At 64.5% G+C, this 17023-nt stretch carries 19 protein-coding genes and 1 tRNA gene; 10 read left to right on the top strand and 10 right to left on the bottom strand.

Going from position 1 to position 17023, the window contains the following annotated elements; translation table 11 throughout:
* Positions 1–35: 35 nt before the first annotated feature.
* The 4 genes from infA to AC1D1Y_RS00275 form a co-directional block, all read right to left on the bottom strand.
* Complete coding sequence (infA, locus tag AC1D1Y_RS00260; RefSeq protein ID WP_092132708.1) at positions 36–293, bottom strand: translation initiation factor IF-1; 258 nt, start codon at positions 291–293, stop codon at positions 36–38.
* Positions 294–353: 60 nt separating this feature from the next.
* Positions 354–590, bottom strand: a complete 237-nt coding sequence (locus AC1D1Y_RS00265) for a hypothetical protein (RefSeq protein ID WP_477653216.1) — start codon at positions 588–590, stop codon at positions 354–356.
* Positions 591–1057: 467 nt separating this feature from the next.
* On the bottom strand, positions 1058–2119 hold the full coding sequence (locus AC1D1Y_RS00270) for a response regulator (protein WP_477680587.1): 1062 nt from the start codon (positions 2117–2119) through the stop codon (positions 1058–1060).
* A complete protein-coding gene (locus AC1D1Y_RS00275; RefSeq protein ID WP_477680680.1) occupies positions 2103–5633 on the bottom strand; it encodes a hybrid sensor histidine kinase/response regulator in 3531 nt (1176 codons plus the stop codon). The genes AC1D1Y_RS00270 and AC1D1Y_RS00275 overlap by 17 nt, the downstream gene beginning before the upstream one ends.
* Positions 5634–5803: 170 nt before the next feature.
* Here AC1D1Y_RS00275 and AC1D1Y_RS00280 point away from each other — a divergent pair, with 170 nt between their 5' ends.
* From AC1D1Y_RS00280 to ureG, 9 genes are all read left to right on the top strand, one after another.
* Positions 5804–6106, top strand: coding sequence for an urease subunit gamma (locus AC1D1Y_RS00280; RefSeq protein WP_007874763.1), 303 nt, complete (start codon positions 5804–5806; stop codon positions 6104–6106).
* Positions 6107–6183: 77 nt separating this feature from the next.
* Entirely contained in the window at positions 6184–6786 is a 603-nt protein-coding gene (locus AC1D1Y_RS00285; protein ID WP_477680681.1) for a HupE/UreJ family protein, read from the top strand.
* A gap of 9 nt (positions 6787–6795) precedes the next feature.
* Positions 6796–7101 carry an urease subunit beta gene (locus AC1D1Y_RS00290; protein ID WP_477680588.1) on the top strand — a complete coding sequence of 102 codons (306 nt, stop codon included), beginning with the start codon at positions 6796–6798 and terminating at the stop codon, positions 7099–7101.
* 24 nt (positions 7102–7125) lie between these two features.
* A complete protein-coding gene (locus AC1D1Y_RS00295; protein WP_477680589.1) occupies positions 7126–7803 on the top strand; it encodes a LysE family transporter in 678 nt (225 codons plus the stop codon).
* A 24-nt stretch (positions 7804–7827) separates the two neighbouring features.
* A complete protein-coding gene (ureC, locus tag AC1D1Y_RS00300) occupies positions 7828–9546 on the top strand; it encodes an urease subunit alpha (RefSeq protein ID WP_477680590.1) in 1719 nt (572 codons plus the stop codon).
* A 210-nt stretch (positions 9547–9756) separates the two neighbouring features.
* On the top strand, positions 9757–10692 hold the full coding sequence (locus AC1D1Y_RS00305; protein ID WP_477680591.1) for a hypothetical protein: 936 nt from the start codon (positions 9757–9759) through the stop codon (positions 10690–10692).
* Positions 10693–10708: 16 nt separating this feature from the next.
* On the top strand, positions 10709–11353 hold the full coding sequence (gene ureE, locus AC1D1Y_RS00310; protein WP_477680682.1) for an urease accessory protein UreE: 645 nt from the start codon (positions 10709–10711) through the stop codon (positions 11351–11353).
* Between the two features lie 8 nt (positions 11354–11361).
* Positions 11362–12069 carry an urease accessory protein UreF gene (locus tag AC1D1Y_RS00315; RefSeq protein WP_477680592.1) on the top strand — a complete coding sequence of 236 codons (708 nt, stop codon included), beginning with the start codon at positions 11362–11364 and terminating at the stop codon, positions 12067–12069.
* A gap of 43 nt (positions 12070–12112) precedes the next feature.
* Positions 12113–12784 (top strand): urease accessory protein UreG, encoded by a 672-nt coding sequence (ureG, locus tag AC1D1Y_RS00320; protein WP_477680593.1) that lies wholly within the window; start codon positions 12113–12115, stop codon positions 12782–12784.
* Between the two features lie 56 nt (positions 12785–12840).
* On the opposite strand, the gene AC1D1Y_RS00325 is transcribed toward ureG, so the two are convergent.
* Both AC1D1Y_RS00325 and AC1D1Y_RS00330 read right to left on the bottom strand, forming a co-directional pair.
* Entirely contained in the window at positions 12841–13149 is a 309-nt protein-coding gene (locus AC1D1Y_RS00325; RefSeq protein WP_477653207.1) for a hypothetical protein, read from the bottom strand.
* A gap of 377 nt (positions 13150–13526) precedes the next feature.
* Positions 13527–13616: transfer RNA gene (locus tag AC1D1Y_RS00330), tRNA-Ser, on the bottom strand.
* A 179-nt stretch (positions 13617–13795) separates the two neighbouring features.
* Between AC1D1Y_RS00330 and AC1D1Y_RS00335 the strand changes: the two genes are divergently transcribed.
* Positions 13796–14107, top strand: a complete 312-nt coding sequence (locus AC1D1Y_RS00335) for an I78 family peptidase inhibitor (protein WP_477680594.1) — start codon at positions 13796–13798, stop codon at positions 14105–14107.
* A 19-nt stretch (positions 14108–14126) separates the two neighbouring features.
* Here the strand turns inward: AC1D1Y_RS00335 and AC1D1Y_RS00340 are convergent, their stop codons facing one another.
* Genes AC1D1Y_RS00340 through rph form a run of 4 tightly spaced genes read right to left on the bottom strand, consistent with a single transcriptional unit; the run spans position 14127 to position 16951 of the window.
* Complete coding sequence (locus AC1D1Y_RS00340; protein ID WP_477680595.1) at positions 14127–14339, bottom strand: hypothetical protein; 213 nt, start codon at positions 14337–14339, stop codon at positions 14127–14129.
* 19 nt (positions 14340–14358) lie between these two features.
* On the bottom strand, positions 14359–15549 hold the full coding sequence (gene hemW, locus AC1D1Y_RS00345; protein ID WP_477680596.1) for a radical SAM family heme chaperone HemW: 1191 nt from the start codon (positions 15547–15549) through the stop codon (positions 14359–14361).
* Positions 15550–15557: 8 nt separating this feature from the next.
* Positions 15558–16178 (bottom strand): RdgB/HAM1 family non-canonical purine NTP pyrophosphatase, encoded by a 621-nt coding sequence (gene rdgB, locus AC1D1Y_RS00350; protein ID WP_477677589.1) that lies wholly within the window; start codon positions 16176–16178, stop codon positions 15558–15560.
* 44 nt (positions 16179–16222) lie between these two features.
* A complete protein-coding gene (gene rph, locus AC1D1Y_RS00355; RefSeq protein ID WP_477653200.1) occupies positions 16223–16951 on the bottom strand; it encodes a ribonuclease PH in 729 nt (242 codons plus the stop codon).
* Between the last annotated feature and the right edge of the window lie 72 nt (positions 16952–17023).

Raw genomic sequence — 17023 nt, forward strand, 5'->3', positions numbered from 1 at the left:
TCGGGCTTTGTGCTTTATGGCTGCGAGCCGCCGGTTTAACGGGCCTGGCGCGGCGCGGGGCCTGGGCCGCGGCCTGCGATGTGCCGGAAGGTGATCCGGCCCTTGCTCAGGTCGTAAGGCGACAGTTCCAGCGACACCTGGTCGCCGGCAAGGATGCGGATATGGTTCTTGCGCATCTTGCCCGAGGTGTAAGCCACAAGCTTGTGGCCGTTGTCGAGCGTGACGCGAAAGCGCGAATCCGGCAACACTTCGTCGACCAGTCCATGCATTTCAATCAGTTCTTCTTTGGCCATGATGTAACTCCTAGGGAATTGAAAAAATTGTCGGTGATGTCTGTTGCGGCGGGCAAAGCCTCAGGCGCAGGCGGGCGCCGAGCGCTCGTTGATCCAGCGCAGGGCGTGTTCCGTCGCGTAATGCACGGCCGCGGCCGCGCTGTCGAAGAGGCCGCTGAAACGCAGCACGCGGTCATGCGTGGCGCTGCCGCGTCCTGAGCGGATGGAGACCGATGCAGCGAAGCCTTCGCCTTGCTGCTTGGCCAGTGGTGAGACAAGGTACTTGCCCACCGCGATTTTGGTGTGATCTACGTTCATAAAAAGTCCATGCCGGGTATGTGTCCCGGCTTGATAAATAAGGAGAATCGGCTTGCGAGCAAGCCGGCGGGTGTTCGGTGTCCACCCACCTGGCCCTTGGCAGGGGCTGGGCTGGTTGAGCCATGCGTGGGCACTGTCGGGAATAGTGCTCGCCGGAAAAACGGAACAGTGCTGAGAGGGTTCAGGGCTGTATGGGCACTGAAAACACTGTGGATTCGGGCTCTGGGAAGCGCCGCAATTGAGAAGGAAGCCTGTTGGGAGAAGGCCTCAATGTAAAAAGCCGATGCTTTACCGAAGCTCTCATTATAACCGCCCGACGCAAATCGCGCTTTTGACCTGGCACAACCAACGGCGGGCCCTGTCTTCTTGCATGCAGGGGCCGCGGAACCGGCTTTGCCGGGCCGCAGGCGCAGCGCCCCCTCGGGGGGCAGCGCAGTACGCGAAGCGACAAGCGTGGGGGCCTATCTCTAGCCTTCAAACTGCGGATGCAGTTGGCGTATCCGGTTCATGGCCATGCCCGCGGCAGCGGTGCGGGTTTCCACGCCCAGCTTGGCGTAGACGCGCTCCAGGTGCTTTTTGACGGTGGCCGGGCTGGAGCCCAGGATGTCGCCGATGTCGCGGTTGGTCTTGCCCTTGACCACCCAGTACAGCACTTCGGCCTCGCGGGCCGTGAGCTTGAAGCTCAGGCTCATGGCCTCCACCACCGCATCGTCGGAGATCTCGCGCATCACGATCAGCCAGTCGCCGCTGACACCTCCCCCACTTCCACCTCCAACCCCGCCTTCGCCGTCACCGGTCTGCCGGTGCAGCCGAAAGGTCAGCCGGCGCGGCCCCTGCTCCACCGCCAGGCGCGGCGGTTCGACCTGCCGTTCCGCGTCCGCCACGTGGTTGCGCAGCCAGTCCAGCACGGGCTCGGGCGTCTGCGGCGCCGAGGTTCCGTAATAGCGCATCAGGAGTTCGCGCGCCAGCGGCGTCTGCCAGACCAGCCGGCCGTCGGCCGTGCCGCCCATGCGCACCGTGATGCTGGCATAACCGAAGGCGTCCAGCGCGTTGCGCGCCTGGCCGGCCTGGCGAGCCTCCTGACGGGCGCGGCGAGCGCCCTGCAGGTGCACGCCCATGCGCGCCATCACTTCCTTGGGCTTGATGGGCTTGGTCACATAGTCCACGCCGCCGGCTTCCAGCGCGGCCACCAGGTACTCGGTTTCGGTGAGGCCGGTCATGAAGATGATGGGGATGTGCGTGGTCTCGGCCATGGCCTTGAGGCGCTTGGCGACCTCAAAGCCGTCCATGCCGGGCATCATGGCGTCCAGCAACACGATATCGGGCCTGGCCTGCAGCGCGCGCTGCAGCGCGGCCTCGCCGCTGGTGGCCACCAGTACGGTGTAGCCGGATTCATCGAGCGCGTCGTGCAGCACCGACAGGTTGTCGGGCACGTCATCCACGATCAGCACGACGTCGCTGTTGGCCCGGTCCAGCGTGCGGTCCAGGCTGCGGTTGAGGACGGGGGAATCTTCAAGCACGCGGCTCATGGCTGGCCTCCTGGTTGGCGAGTTGGCGGCCCATGGCCTCGAACTGAAACTGCCGCGCCAGCACCCGCATGTCGTCGACAAACGCGGCGGTGTCCGGCTGCTGCCGCTCAATTTCCGCCAGCATGTTCATGATGCCCCGGTAAAAGCCGAGGCTGACCACCTCCTGCAAGGCGGCCAGTTGCGAGGCGTCCGGCAGCACGCGTTGTGGGGGCGTTGCCGCGGGCGGGGCTTCCACGGCCGGCGTGTCATAACGCCACACCAGCGACAAGCGCCGCTCCAGCCAGGCGATCAGCTCGGTGTGGCGCACGGGCTTCAAGATGAAGTCCTCGGGAAGGATGCCGGCGTCGTTCTCCATGCCCTTGTCAAAGGCATTGGCCGAAACAATGGCCAGGTGTATGCCCTCATGGCCGGAACCGCGCACGCGGCGCAGCGTCTCCCAGCCGTCTATACCCGGCATGGCCAGGTCCATGAAGATCACGTCGGGCTGGTAGCCGGCGGCCAGCAGGTCCAGGCAGTCGTGGCCGCTGGCGGCGGTGCGCAGCTCAAAGCCCATGGGCTGCAGCAGCTGCACCAGCAGTTCGCGGTCGGGCTCCTCGTTGTCGACAACCAGCAGCTTGCGGCGCGCGCCCTCGTAGCCGCGCGGCCGGCGCCGCACCGGTGGGGCGACGGTGTCCCTGGCGGCGCCCGCCGGCAGGTGCACCTCGGGCAGAAACAGCCGGATGCGGAAGATGGACCCCTGGCCCGGCGTGCTCACCACCGTCATTTCGCCGCCCATCAGGTCGGTCAGCATCTTGGCGATGGTCAGGCCCAGGCCGGCGCCCGGCGTGCCTTCGGCGCTCTGGCCCGCGGCCGCGCCGCGCGCGAAGGGCTCGAAGATACGCGCAAGTTCCGCCTCGCGCATGCCGGGGCCGGTGTCCTCGATGTCGATGTAGGCCATCTCGCGCGCATGGCGCAGCCGGAAGGTCACCTGCCCCTGCGCCGTGAACTTGATGGCGTTGCCCAGCAGGTTGATGAGGATTTGCCGCACGCGCTTTTCGTCGGCCCGCACCAGCTCTGGCAGGTTGCCGCTGGCCTCGAAGTGGAAGGCCAGGCCCTTGGCCGCGGCCTGCAGCTCGAACATGCCGGCCATCTCGTGCACACAATCGGCGAAGTGCATGGGCTTGACGTTGAGCGTGAGCTTGCCGGCCTCGATGCGGGCGATGTCCAGCGTGCCTTCGATCAGCGACAGCAGGTGTTCGCCGCCGCGCTTGATGACACTGACAGCCTGCTTGCGGTGCGGCGGGATGGCGCTGTCCTCTCCCATCAACTGCGCATAACCGAGGATGCTGTTGAGCGGCGTGCGCAGCTCGTGGCTGATGGCGCTGATGTAGCGGCTCTTGGCCTGGTTGGCCTGGTCGGCATGGTGGCGCGCCTCTTCGGCCACCAGTTTGGCCTGCTGCAACGCCTCGTCGGTCTGCCGGTGCGATTCGATCTCACGCATCAGCAGATGCGTCTGGCGGTTCGATTCTTCCTGCGCGACCTGCCGGCTCTTGTGCGCCAGCACCAGCCACCAGGCGACCAGGCCGGCAATCACCAGCAGCRCCATATAGGCTTTGAGGAAACCCGACTTCAGGGCCGGCTCGGATGGCGTCAAATCCGACAGTGCGCTGAGCTCCTGGTGGTAGAGCAGGCCGAACACGCTGGCCAGCAGCGGCACGATGATCAGCATCAGCAGCAGGAAGTGGCCCAGGCCCGTATCAAGGTAAGGCCAGGCGCGGCGCGGCAGCAGCCAGCGCAGCGCGCCAGACCATTGCGCCGACAAACTTGCGTGCGGCTTGCACAGGTCGCCGCAGCGCGCGTCCAGCGTGCAGCACAGTGAGCAGATGGGGCCCTGGTAGGCCGGGCAATGCGCCATGTCCGGGCCCTCGTAGGCACGCTCGCAGATCACGCATTGCTGCGTCGCATAACGCTTGTAGGCGCCCTCCCCCGTGGCCGCGCCCGAAGTGCGCGCGATGTAGTAGCGGCCTTTGGTGGCCCAGGCGAGCAGCGGCGCCGTGACAAAAGCCGTCCCCATGGCGATCACCGCGGAAAAGGCCTGCGCCATATCGCCGTACAGCCCCAGGTGCGCCGTGATGGACAACACCGAGGCCAGTGCCATGGCCCCGACACCGACCGGGTTGATGTCGTACAGGTGCGCGCGCTTGAATTCAATGCCCGGCGGGCTCAGGCCCAGCGGCTTGTTGATGACGAGATCCGCCACCACCGCCATCACCCAGGCGATCGCGATGTTCGAATACAGGCCCAGCACGTCGCCCAGCGCCTGGAACACGTTCATCTCCATCAGCATGAAAGCAATCAGCGTGTTGAACACCACCCACACCACGCGCCCCGGGTGGCTGTGCGTGATGCGCGAGAAAAAATTCGACCAGGCCAGGGAACCCGCATAGGCGTTGGTCACGTTGATCTTGAGCTGCGACACCACCACGAAGAGCGCGGTCGCCGCCACGGCCATGCCGTAGTGCGGGAACACGTATTCGTAGGCCGCGAGGTACATCTGGTTGGGGTCCACCGCGCGGTCCAGCGGCACCATGTTGGAAATCGCCAGGTAGGCGAGAAAGGCGCCGCCCAGCATCTTCACCACACCCAAAAACACCCAGCCCGGCCCGCCCACCAACACGCCGCCCCACCAGCGCCAGCGGTTGGCCGTCGTCTGCACCGGCATGAAGCGCAAATAGTCGGCCTGCTCACCCATCTGGGTGATCAGCGCGATGCCCACCGTCAGTGCAGCACCAAACAGGTGCAAATTGAACTCACTGCCCACACCCTTCTCACCGCCGTAGTGCAGCACGCCCGAAAAAGCACCAGGATCGCGCAGCAGCACAAAGACAAAGGGCACGACCAGCATGACCAGCCACAAGGGCTGCGTCCAGACCTGCAGGCGCGAGATGGCGGACACGCCATGGGTGACCAGCGGAATCACCACCAGCGCGCAGATCAAATAGCCCCAGCTGGGCGGGATGCCCAGCGCCAGGTCCAGCGCATAGGCCATGACGGCCGCCTCCAACGCGAAAAAGATAAAGGTGAAGGAGGCGTAGATCAGCGAGGTCAGCGTGGAGCCTATGTAGCCGAAACCGGCGCCGCGCGTCAGCAAATCCATGTCCACGCCGTAGCGCGCAGCGTAAATGCTGATGGGCAGGCCGGCCAGGAAGATGATGAGGCCGGTGGCGACGATGGCCCAGAAGGCGTTGGTGAAACCGTACTTGACCAGCAAGGTGGCACCCACCGCCTCCAGGATCAGGAAGGAGGCCGCGCCGAAGGCGGTGTTGGCGACCCGCCATTCCGACCACTTGCGAAAGCGCTGCGGCGTGAAGCGCAGCGCGTAGTCTTCCATGGTTTCGCTGGCCACCCAGCTGTTGTAGTCGCGCCTGACCTTGATGATGCGCTGCAGCGGCGCTTCGGCGCCGCCCGCCAACGGCGCGGCCGCGGCTGTATCGGGTGGCGTCGGCGTCGGCAGGGGCGTGAGCGGGGCGTCCATGGGGTGGGCAGATGCGCCGGGCGCGTGGTGATTGACCCTGCTCAAGTGCATGTTCTGTGCCATGCCTCCCCGTGAGTCCGGCCAGGCTGGACCGTGAACGACTTCTTATGGCACCATTCTTGCACCCCGGCAAGCATCCCCAAGCCGGCAGCCTGCCCTAAGAGAGCCCCATGGAATTGACGCCCCGCGAAAAAGACAAGCTGCTTATTTTTACGGCTGCCCTGCTGGCCGAAAGGCGCCGCGCCCGCGGCCTGAAGCTCAACTACCCCGAGTCCGTGGCACTGATCAGCGCGGCGGTCATGGAAGGCGCGCGCGACGGCAAGTCCGTCGCCCAGCTCATGAGCGAGGGCCGCACGGTGTTGACCCGCGCCGATGTGATGGACGGCATCCCCGAGCTGATCCCCGATATCCAGGTCGAAGCCACTTTTCCCGACGGCACCAAGCTGGTCACCGTGCACCAGCCCATCGTCTGAAGGCCGTTTTTCTCGCTTCGCATTTCCGCTTCAAACCCAGAACATCCGCTCAACAGGAGATTGCCGTGAGTTCCTACCTGCCCCCATCCCGCGCCCTGCGCGCCTTGCTGGTCCTGGGGGCGGTGCTGCCCGCCGCCGCCTTCGCCCACACCGGCGTGGACGGCCACTCGCACCTGGATTTCATGACCGGCTTCCTTCACCCGCTGACAGGCATGGACCACCTCGCGGCCATGGTGGCCGTAGGCCTGTGGAGCGCGCTGGCCGCGCGCCGCGCCGGGCCTGGGCCGCTCTGGGGCCCGCTGGGCTTTGCGGGCATGCTGCTGGCGGGTGTCTTGCTGGGCCTTCAGGGTGTGCAGCTTCCCGCCGTCGAGCCCATGATCGCGACCTCGCTGCTGGTCACCGGCCTGCTGGTGGTCACGCGCTGGCATGTACCGGGCATCGCGGCCGCGCTCATCGTCGGCGTGTTCGCCATCTTCCACGGCCTGGCCCATGGTCATGAACTGGCCGGGTTGCCCAGCGCGTTGGCCACGCTGTCGGGCATGCTGGCCGCCACCGTGCTGCTGCACCTGGCGGGCCTGGGTGCCGGCTGGGCGCTGCGCAGCGCCAACGCATGGCTGCCGCGCGCGGCCGGTGCAGCCGTCGCCGTCTTCGGCGTGGCCCTGCTGGCCCGGCTGGCCTGAGGACGCGCCATGATTCCCGGAGAACTCATTACCGACGGCGCGGACCACGTGCTCAACGCGGGCCGGCGTACGCTGACCGTCGTCGTGCAAAACACCGCTGACCGGCCCATCCAGGTCGGCTCGCATTACCACTTCGCCGAAACCAACGGCGCGCTCGGCTTTGACCGCAATGCGGCGCGCGGCATGCGGCTCAACATCGCGTCGGGCACGGCCGTGCGTTTTGAGCCGGGCCAGCAGCGAACCGTCGAGCTGGTGGATTTCGCCGGTGAACGAAACGTCTATGGCTTTCGCGGCCTGGTCCAAGGCGGGCTCTGAGCCCCGCCAATCCAGGGCAAAGCCATGACGACACTGTTCATCTCCGCGTTTTTCCTGGGGCTGGTCTTTAATGCCGCGCCCGGCGCGGTGTTCGCCGAGACGGTACGCCAAGGCGTGCGCGGCGGCTTCCGGCCGGCCTTCCAGGTGCAGGCGGGCTCGCTGGTGGGAGACGCCGTGTGGGCAATCCTGGGCCTTGCGGGCATAGGCATGGCCATGCAATTCGATGCCTTACGCTGGCCGCTGGGCCTGGCGGGCGCCGCCTACCTGGCCTGGCTGTCCTGGGACAGCTGGCAGGCCGCGCGGGTCGAACACACGATGGACGCCGGCGCTGCAACGGCCAGCCAGGGCGCCCTGAAAAAAGGTATGGCGCTGTCGCTGACCAACCCCCAAAACATCGCCTACTGGGCCGCCATGGGCGGCGCAATGGGTGCGATAGGCGTGGCCCACCCCGGCGCCGCGGACTACGCCGTCTTTTTTGCCGGCTTCATGGTCGCGTCCGTCGTGTGGTGTTTTGTGTGCGCCGCCGTCGTTGACCGCGTGTTCCGCCGCCTGGGCGCGCGCTGGGCCCGGTTCACCTACCGCCTCTGCGCGGTGGCCCTGCTGGCCCTGGCCCTGGGCACGCTGCGCGAGCTTTTTTATCCGGTGGCCGGCGGTGGGGCGAACGGGCCGCGCACCAGCCAACCCACAACGCCTGCGCAGTAATTTTTCTGAATCAAGGACACAACGATGGCAACGATTGGACGCCGCGCCTACGCGGAAATGTTCGGCCCCACGGTCGGTGACCGCCTGCGCCTGGCAGACACCGAGCTGGTGGTTGAGGTCGAGGCCGACTACACCTTGCGCGCCGGCAGCTACGGCGAGGAAGTCAAGTTCGGCGGCGGCAAAACCATTCGCGACGGCATGGCCCAGTCGCAGAAGACCCGGGCCGAAGGCAGCATGGACTGCGTGATGACGAATGCGCTCATCATCGACCACTGGGGCATTGTCAAGGCCGACATCGGCCTCAAGGGCGGGCGCATCGCCGCCATCGGCAAGGCCGGCAACCCCGACACCCAGCCCGGCGTCGACATGATCATCGGCCCCGGCACCGAAATCATCAGTTGCGAAGGCATGATCGTCACCGCCGGAGGCATCGACTCCCACATCCACTTCATCTGCCCGCAGCAGATCGAGGAGGCGCTGACCGCCGGCATCACCACCATGCTGGGCGGCGGCACCGGCCCGGCCACCGGCACCTTCGCCACCACCTGCACGCCCGGCCCCTGGAACATCGAACGCATGCTGCAGGCGGCCGACGCCTTCCCGATGAACCTGGGCTTCCTGGGCAAGGGCAACGCCAGCCTGCCCGCCGCGCTGCATGAGCAGGTCAACGCCGGCGTGATCGGCCTGAAGCTGCACGAGGACTGGGGCACGACGCCGGCCGCGATCAGCAACTGCCTGGACGTAGCCGAAGAAACCGACACGCAGGTCGCCATCCACAGCGATACGCTCAATGAATCGGGCTTTGTCGAGAACACGATCGCCGCGACCAAGGGCCGCAGCCTGTGCGCCTTCCACACCGAAGGCGCGGGCGGCGGGCATGCGCCCGACATCCTGCGCGTGGTCGGCGAGGAGAACTTCCTGCCCTCCTCCACCAACCCCACCATGCCCTACACCGTCAACACGCTCGACGAACACGTCGACATGCTGATGGTGTGCCATCACCTGGATGCCGGCATCGCCGAAGACCTGGCCTTTGCCGAGAGCCGCATCCGCAAGGAAACCATCGCCGCCGAGGATGTGCTGCACGACCTGGGCGCGATCAGCATGTTCAGTTCCGACAGCCAGGCCATGGGCCGCGTCGGCGAGGTCATCATCCGCACCTGGCAGACCGCGCACAAGATGAAGTTGCAGCGCGGCAAGCTGCCCGGCGACAGCGAGCGCCACGACAACTTCCGCGCCAAGCGCTACATCAGCAAATACACCATCAACCCGGCGATCGCCCACGGCATCTCGCACGAGGTCGGCTCGGTCGAGCCCGGCAAGTGGGCCGACCTGGTGGTATGGAAACCGGCCTTCTTCGGTATCAAGCCCTCGGTGATCCTCAAGGGCGGCTTTATCGCCATGGCGGCCATGGGTGACCCGAACGCCTCCATCCCCACGCCGCAACCCGTGCATTACCGCCCCATGTTCGGCGGCTTTGGCGGCGCGATTGCCAGGGGTTCGCTGACCTTTGTTTCGCAGGCAGGGCTCAACGCCGGCGTCAAGGAGCGCTTCGGCCTGGCCAAGACCCTGAGCGCCGTGAAGAACGTGCGCGGCGTGCGCAAGCAGCACATGGTCCACAATGCCTACCTGCCCCGCATGGAAGTCGACCCGCAGACCTACGCTGTGCGTGCCGACGGCCAGCTGCTGACCTGCGAGCCGGCCAGCAGCCTGCCGATGACGCAGCGTTACTTCCTGTTTTGACCCAAACCGTTTTACCTTGCAAGAACGCCTTGCCCTCGCAGTGAGGGCATGCAGCCTGTCCTGATGCTCATCTCAAGAATCTTCAAGCCTTTGGCACGCCTGATTTGCGCGTCCCTTATGTTGGCAGGAGGCCTTGTGCCGCCATCTGCGGATGCGGCCGTCCCATGCGGGGGCGTTTGGTCCGGAACTTTGGGGGGTATTCCCATTACGATGGAAATCACCGAAACCTACGGCCGGTATTACTACCGCGAAAATTTCTCGGATCTCGTGCTGGTGCCGACCACCTCCCTCGCCACCGAATGGCAAGAGTCGGATTCCAAGGACAAACAAACAGGCCGGGCTTATTTCAACTGCGGAGCAGGAAAACTCGAGGGCATCTGGATGAGCGCCGACGAAAGCAAAACGCTCTCGATCAGTGCGGTCCCGAGCACATCCTATGACGCCCGTAGAACGGCCAGGTGGCCTCTCAAAATACGCAAAACACAAACACTGGGGTCGCGCTCGATTGACACGATTTTTGTCAACGGCCTTCCTGCGCTGAATGCGCTTCGCCTGCGCGGTGAAGGACCGGGGATTCAGCGGGTCAACGGATTGCTGCAAAAGCAACTGGCTGACAACGTCAGTAGTCACCTGAGATGTGTGGCTGGAGGCCTGGCGGCCGGCCGGTTCGAAGATCCCTGGGGCGAAGAGCTTGACCTGCAAGCCGTATTCTGGACGGGAGATGTTTTGTCCGTGCAGACTTCATACGGCGGTTACTGCGGAGGTGCGCATCCGTATCACGGGCAGTCTTACCAGACCTATCACACATCGACTGGCAAGGCCATACCCATTGCAGACTGGCTGGACACCGCCTATCGGAAGAAGGTGGACCTGGAGTCCACACTCGGCAAGATGATCAAGTCAAAGCTGCTGGGCGGAAAAAAATCCCCCGGCGACTTGCCTGCCGATGAGCGGGAGTGCGCCGAGGAAGCCTTGACCAATCCCGCCTACATTACCGCTATAGAGAAGCAGGGAATTGGCTTTGGTTTTCCCTTCCCCTACGCGATGAGCCCTTGCGAGATGAACTACGTCATTCCATGGGCCAAAATGCGTCCTTTCCTCTCCGAAGAAGGAAAGCGCCTCTTGAACGAAATCGAACGGAACTAGCATGAGCACCGCACCCCTGACATCTTGCAGCAAGCTCATCCCGGGCGGCCGGGGCTTGGCCCCCATCCTCGTCAAGCGCGCCGCCACCGTCGAACTCGACTGGGACGTGCGCCAGAAAAGCCGTTTCGACGCGACCGACTCGCTGGGCCGCCAGCTGGGTGTGTTCCTTCCGCGCGGCACACTGGTGCGCGGCGGCGACGTGCTGGTGGCTGAAGACGGCTCCATGGTCAAGGTGATTGCCGCGCCGCAGGCGGTGCTGCGCATCACCGCCTGCACATCGCATGGCTCGCCCTTTGACCTGACGCGTGCGGCCTACCACCTGGGCAACCGGCATGTGCCGATAGAGCTCAAGCCCGACCACCTGAAAATTGAACCCGACCACGTGCTGGCCGACATGCTGCGCGCCATGCACCTGATCGTGAATGCGGCCGAGGAGGCGTTTGAACCTGAAGGCGGCGCTTACAGCTCGGGCGGACATGGGCATGGGCACGATCACGGGGACCATGCGCACAGTCATGCGCCTGTTGCCGCGGCCGCTACCGCCGCGCCGGCGCCGCACGTACATGGGCCCGGCTGCAACCATGGCCATGATCACGACCACGCACACGAACCCAAGCCCGTGGCCATCCAGGTCCACAAGCACAAGCCGCACAGCCACTAGGCCCGCCCGTGGACACGCCCACATCGCCCGCGGTCTCCTTGCCGGCGTCCAGCCTGCTCCAGCTGATCTGGCTGGCCTCGCCCGCGCTGCCCGTGGGCGGCTTCTCCTACTCAGAAGGGCTGGAGGCGGCCGTCGAATGCGGCGATGTCACAAGCGAAGCCATGGCCGCAAGCTGGCTCAGCGACCAGCTCCAGCTGGCGCTGACCCGCGGCGACCTGGCCGTGATCGCCCAGGCCATTCCGGCTTGGCGCGATGGGAATCTGGAGCGCATCGCCGGACTGAACGCCTGGGTGCTGCAGACGCGCGAGACCAGCGAGCTGCGCGCACAGGCCGAACAAATGGGCCGGTCATTGCTCGAATGGCTACGCAACCATGAAGGCGCCAGCGCCGCGCACATCGCGGCCTGCGCCCAGATGCAGCCGACTTATCCCGTGGCCTATGCGCTCGCTGCCTCACAAACCGCTGCCGCCGTGCGCGACTGCCTTCTGGCCTATGCCTTTGGCTGGGCCGAGAACATGATGCAGGCCGCGATCAAGTCAGTACCCCTGGGCCAGAGCGCCGGCCAGCGCATACTGGCCCGGTTGAGCCGCGACATCCCCGGCGCGGTCGAGACGGCGATGCGCCTGCCCGACGGCGAGCGCCAGGCCTTCTCCCCCATGCTGGCGATCCTGTCGTCGCAGCACGAAACCCAGTATTCGCGGCTGTTCCGCTCCTGAACCCGTCCATGCCGCCCCTCTTCACGATTTTCAAGGTATCCCCATGAGCCTGCACCACATCCCCAACCGCACCAAAAAACTTCCGCCCCTGCGCGTGGGCATAGGCGGCCCGGTGGGCTCCGGCAAGACCACGCTGCTCGAAATGCTGTGCAAGGGCATGAAGGCGAAGTACGACCTGGTGGCGATCACCAACGACATCTACACCAAGGAAGACCAGCGCCTGYTRACCGTGAGCGGYGCGCTCGACGCCGAACGCATCATGGGCGTGGARACCGGCGGCTGCCCGCACACCGCSATCCGCGARGACKSCTCCATCAACCTGGARGCSATWGACCGCATGCTGGTGGATTTCCCCGATGCCGACGTCGTGTTCGTGGAGTCCGGCGGCGACAACCTGGCGGCCACCTTCAGCCCCGAACTGAGCGATTTGACGATTTACGTGATTGACGTGGCGGCCGGCGAGAAGATCCCGCGTAAGGGTGGCCCGGGCATTACGAAGAGCGATTTATTCGTGATCAACAAGACCGACCTGGCGCCTTATGTCGGTGCGGATCTGGAAGTAATGAAAAAAGACACCACCCGCATGCGCACGACGCCCAAGGGTTTGAAACCATTTGTAATGACAAACCTCAAAACCCAGACCGGCCTGGCCGAGGTAATTGCCTTCATCGAAACCCGAGGAATGTTGTTGCAGCCCAACACAACGGCCGCCTAAAGCGGACCTAAGGCCTTAAACGGGCGGCAGCGAGAACCGCCAGTGAGCCAGGGCGCTTAGCTCTGGAATTCGCTGGGATGCACGGTTTCGTACATCTTGCCGTCGCGGAAAAAGACCACCATCCAGTTCCCGAATTTTTGCGAAGGATGGGTGGGAATCACCTCGTTCAGGGCCTGGGCGATCGACTTTTTGACCGGTAGCTCGATTTCCTGCGCGTCGGGCGTCAGGGCGTCCACACTGATCAACATGAATGTGCCCCTGTCTTGCATATCCACCCGCGGGAACGACCAGCGGGCGGCGGTTGCCTTGACAAAAGCGGTAGCCACCTTTTCGGCGACTTCGGGGTGGAAAGCAGGAATAGTCATAGGAGTATTCGGTTGTGAGAACGCTGTAACTGAATGTTTCCATGATGACGTGCGCCGCGCTTTTCGTCACTGCCCTGAAAAAGGTTTTCAAATGGTAGCGGGAATAGTTCCGGGTAATAGTTCCGGTTTTTTTGGTCTGTTTGTTGCTGAGGGGCTTATGAATCCCCTTTGGCGGCCAAAAGGCGTGGGCCGGCCAGGGTTGGCGGAAACAGATTTGTGCCTGCTCAGGCATCGCAATAACCCCGGCAACCGGCGAACGTGTGCTTTGCCGTGGGCCTTGCTATCGAGTGAGAGATGTCAGCGCACTGCGGTGCGGTTACGGCGACGGGCCAAACCGGAGGTGCACTGTTGGCGGGGCTGAACTTGTGCCACGCAAGTGGCGGAAGCGGTGAGATTCGAACTCACGGAGGACTTGCATCCTCGGCAGTTTTCAAGACTGCTGCATTCAACCGCTCTGCCACGCTTCCGAGTCGGGTAGTTTAACCGCATCGTTTGCGGCGACCGCGCCAAGGTGTCCTTTGAGGACCGTGCCTACAAGAAGCAGCGGCAAGAGCCCATATATATCCCGGCGCCTTCGCGCGCTAAGCTCCAGGTGATCTGCTCTCGGGAGCATGCCCATCTATCCACCGTTCGAAAGGACCCCATCATGCGTTCCATGCCACTGGCAGCCCTTGCCGCCACCGCCTCACTGTTGATATCCGCCTGCGGCAACGCCCCCGCCGCCGGCCAGGCAGCCGATCCGGCACCTGTGTCAAGCCGCTGCAACGCCGCCCCGGCCCAGTTCGCCATGGGGCGCAATGTGGATGCCACGCTCGAAAATGAAGCGCGCACGCGCGCCGGTGCGAAGACCGTGCGGGTGCTCAGGCCCAACCAGGTGGTGACCATGGAGTTCAATGCCGAGCGGCTGAACCTTACGGTGGATGATGCGGGCCGGGTGACGCGGGTCAGCTGCGGTTGAGCAGCCCTGCGCCGGTGGTTCAGCGCTTGCCTTTGGCGGCTTGCTGAAGCTGGCGTTTGCGCTTGGCCTTGTTGAGCGACTCGGGCTCGGCCGGCCGGTTGCGCAGTGCTGCGGCGGCGCGCTCCTCGGCCGCCTTCTTGCGTTTCTTGTCGCGGAAATGCACAAAAAGCCGGCCCAGGCCGAAACTGATGGCGCAGCTGACAACGAGAAAAATAAGAGCGGGAGTTTCCATGCGGTAAAGGGCTTGCTGTTTAGCCGGCCAGGAACAAGGACTGCAAGTCGTTTAAAAAATCAAAGCCGCGCTCCGTGGGTTTGACGTGCACGAAGTCGCGTTCTATCAAGCCCTTGCGTTCGGCTTCTTCGAGGCCCTGCTGGATGGCGGTGATGGGCAGGCCGGTCTTCTCACTGAAGTCCTGCAGCTTGAAACCGTCCCGCAGGCGCAGGGCGTTGAGCATGAATTCAAAGGGCAGGTCGGTACGGCCGACTTCGGTCTCTTGCGTCACGGCTTCGCCGGCCAGGGCTTTTTCCATGTAGAGCTTGGGTTCGCGGTAACGCACCTGGCGCACCACGCGATGCGCGAAGCTGAGCTTGCTGTGGGCGCCGGCGCCTATGCCGAGGTAATCGCCGAACTGCCAGTAGTTGAGATTGTGGAAACAGCGGTGACCGGGCTTGGCATAGGCCGACACTTCATAACGCTGCAGGCCCGCGGCCCCGGTCATCTCTGTAATCTTGTCGAGCATGGCGTAGGCCGTGTCTTCTTCGGGCACCACGGGCGGGAATTTGGCGAAGTAGGTGTTGGGCTCAATCGTCAGGTGGTAGATGGAGATGTGGGGCGGCTGCAGGGCCAGGGCCTGTCGCATGTCCTGCTCCAGACTTTCCATGGTCTGCCCGGGCAGCGCGTACATGATGTCGAGATTGAAAGTGTCAAAGGCCTGCGCGGCTTCCTCGACCGCGGCGATGGCCTGGGCGCGGTCGTGCACGCGGCCCACGGTCTTGAGGTGSYCGTCGTYRAAGCTCTGCACACCGACGGACAGTCGGGTCACGCCCGCCGCGCGAAAGGCCTTGAAGCGGTCTTTCTCAAAGGTGCCGGGGTTGGCTTCGAGGGTGATCTCGCAATCGGCCTCGAGCCGCAAGCGCGCGCGTATGTCGGCCAGCAGGCGGTCTATGGCTTGCGGCGAAAACAGGCTGGGCGTGCCGCCGCCTATGAAGATGCTGTGGACGGTGCGGCCCCAGACCAGTGGCAGCGCGGCCTCGAGGTCGGCAATCACCGCATCAATATATCGCTGCTCGGGCATCTCACCGACCGCTTCATGCGAATTGAAGTCGCAGTAGGGGCACTTGCGTATGCACCAGGGCAGGTGCACGTAGAGCGACAGCGGCGGCAGCGCGGCCAGCCGCAGCGTGCCGCTGCGCATGTAGTGCTGGATGTCCTGCTGCGCCATGGCGAGTGTCAGGGGGTGAGCGGCCACTGTCCGCGCATCAGTTCGATCATCTGGCGCGCGGCCTTGCCGCGATGGCTGTTGGCGTTCTTGATCTCGACCGGCAGTTGCGCAAAGGTTTTGCCGAACTCGGGGATGAACATCACCGGGTCGAAGCCGAAGCCGTTGTCGCCCACAGGTTGTGCGGCGATCTGCCCGGCCACGCGGCCGGAGGCAATCAACGGCTCGGGGTCTTTGTCGGAGCGCACAGCCACCAGCGTGCTGACCAGCGCGGCGCGGCGTTCGGAAGGCTGCGCCAGGTGCGCCATCTGTTCAAGCAAGGCCTTGACGTTGTTGTCATCGCTCTTGGTGTAGCCATAGCGGGTGGCGTAAAAAGCGGTGTCGACGCCGGGCAGGCCGCCGAAAGCCTCGACGCACAGGCCCGCATCGTCGGCCAGCGCGGGCAGGCCGCTGAGGCGCGAGGCCTGGCGGGCTTTGGCGAGGGCGTTTTCGACAAAGGTGCGAAAGGGTTCTTCGGCCTCGGGCAGGCCCAGTTCGGCCTGGCTGACGAGTTCAAGCCCCAGAGGCGCAAACATGGCCTTGAGTTCGGCGAGTTTGCCCTGGTTGTTGGAGGCTAAAACGATTTTTTTCATGGAAGTCGAAAGGCGAAAAGCGCCGGAAGCTACGCGACGGACGCTCAGGCAGCCAGCGACTGCTTTTGCAGCGCAACCAACTCGGTGATGCCTTTTTCGGCGAGCACGAGCAGCGCGTCCATTTCCTTGCGCGAAAACGCGGCGCCTTCGGCCGTGCCCTGCACTTCCACATAATTGCCGGCGCCGGTCATGACGACATTCATGTCGGTGTCGCAAGCGGAATCTTCGGTGTATTCGAGGTCCAGCAGCGGCGTGCCCTGCACGATGCCGACCGAGATGGCGGCGACGTGGTCGATGATGGGGCTTTGCGTGAGCTTGCCGCCGGCGATCAGGGTGTTGACGGCGTCCTGCGCCGCGACGAAGGCGCCGGTGATACTGGCAGTACGGGTGCCGCCGTCGGCCTGGATGACGTCACAGTCTAGGTGGATGGTGCGTTCGCCGAGTTTTTTCAGATCAAACACCGAGCGCATGGAGCGGCCGATCAGGCGCTGGATCTCCTGCGTGCGGCCGCTTTGTTTGCCGCGCGCGGCTTCGCGGTCGCTGCGGGTGTGGGTGGCGCGGGGCAGCATGCCGTATTCGGCGGTGACCCAGCCTTCGCCGCTGCCTTTTTTGTGGCCTGGGACTTTTTCTTCGACGGAGGCGGTGCACAGCACCTTGGTGCCGCCGAACTCGATCAGCACCGAGCCTTCGGCGTAGGCGGTGTAGTGGCGGGTGATGCGCACGCTGCGCAGGGCATCGGCGGCGCGCGCGCCGCTTCGTTCAAACTGGCTCATGGAAATGGCTTTCTGGCAAAACGCCGGAGAAGATAAAGCGGAAGAAAAGGTAAAACGAAAAGGAGAGAAGGG

The sequence above is a fragment of the Polaromonas sp. P1_G1 genome, from assembly GCF_056405595.1.

Bases quoted from the DNA above. Each gene is read 5' to 3' on its own strand.
- infA (WP_092132708.1), bottom strand. From the start codon at position 293: ATGGCCAAAGAAGAACTGATTGAAATGCATGGACTGGTCGACGAAGTG.
- AC1D1Y_RS00265 (WP_477653216.1), bottom strand. From the start codon at position 590: ATGAACGTAGATCACACCAAAATCGCGGTGGGCAAGTACCTTGTCTCA.
- AC1D1Y_RS00270 (WP_477680587.1), bottom strand. From the start codon at position 2,119: ATGAGCCGCGTGCTTGAAGATTCCCCCGTCCTCAACCGCAGCCTGGAC.
- AC1D1Y_RS00280 (WP_007874763.1), top strand. From the start codon at position 5,804: ATGGAATTGACGCCCCGCGAAAAAGACAAGCTGCTTATTTTTACGGCT.
- AC1D1Y_RS00290 (WP_477680588.1), top strand. From the start codon at position 6,796: ATGATTCCCGGAGAACTCATTACCGACGGCGCGGACCACGTGCTCAAC.
- AC1D1Y_RS00295 (WP_477680589.1), top strand. From the start codon at position 7,126: ATGACGACACTGTTCATCTCCGCGTTTTTCCTGGGGCTGGTCTTTAAT.
- ureC (WP_477680590.1), top strand. From the start codon at position 7,828: ATGGCAACGATTGGACGCCGCGCCTACGCGGAAATGTTCGGCCCCACG.
- AC1D1Y_RS00305 (WP_477680591.1), top strand. From the start codon at position 9,757: ATGGAAATCACCGAAACCTACGGCCGGTATTACTACCGCGAAAATTTC.
- AC1D1Y_RS00325 (WP_477653207.1), bottom strand. From the start codon at position 13,149: ATGACTATTCCTGCTTTCCACCCCGAAGTCGCCGAAAAGGTGGCTACC.
- AC1D1Y_RS00335 (WP_477680594.1), top strand. From the start codon at position 13,796: ATGCGTTCCATGCCACTGGCAGCCCTTGCCGCCACCGCCTCACTGTTG.
- AC1D1Y_RS00340 (WP_477680595.1), bottom strand. From the start codon at position 14,339: ATGGAAACTCCCGCTCTTATTTTTCTCGTTGTCAGCTGCGCCATCAGT.
- rdgB (WP_477677589.1), bottom strand. From the start codon at position 16,178: ATGAAAAAAATCGTTTTAGCCTCCAACAACCAGGGCAAACTCGCCGAA.
- rph (WP_477653200.1), bottom strand. From the start codon at position 16,951: ATGAGCCAGTTTGAACGAAGCGGCGCGCGCGCCGCCGATGCCCTGCGC.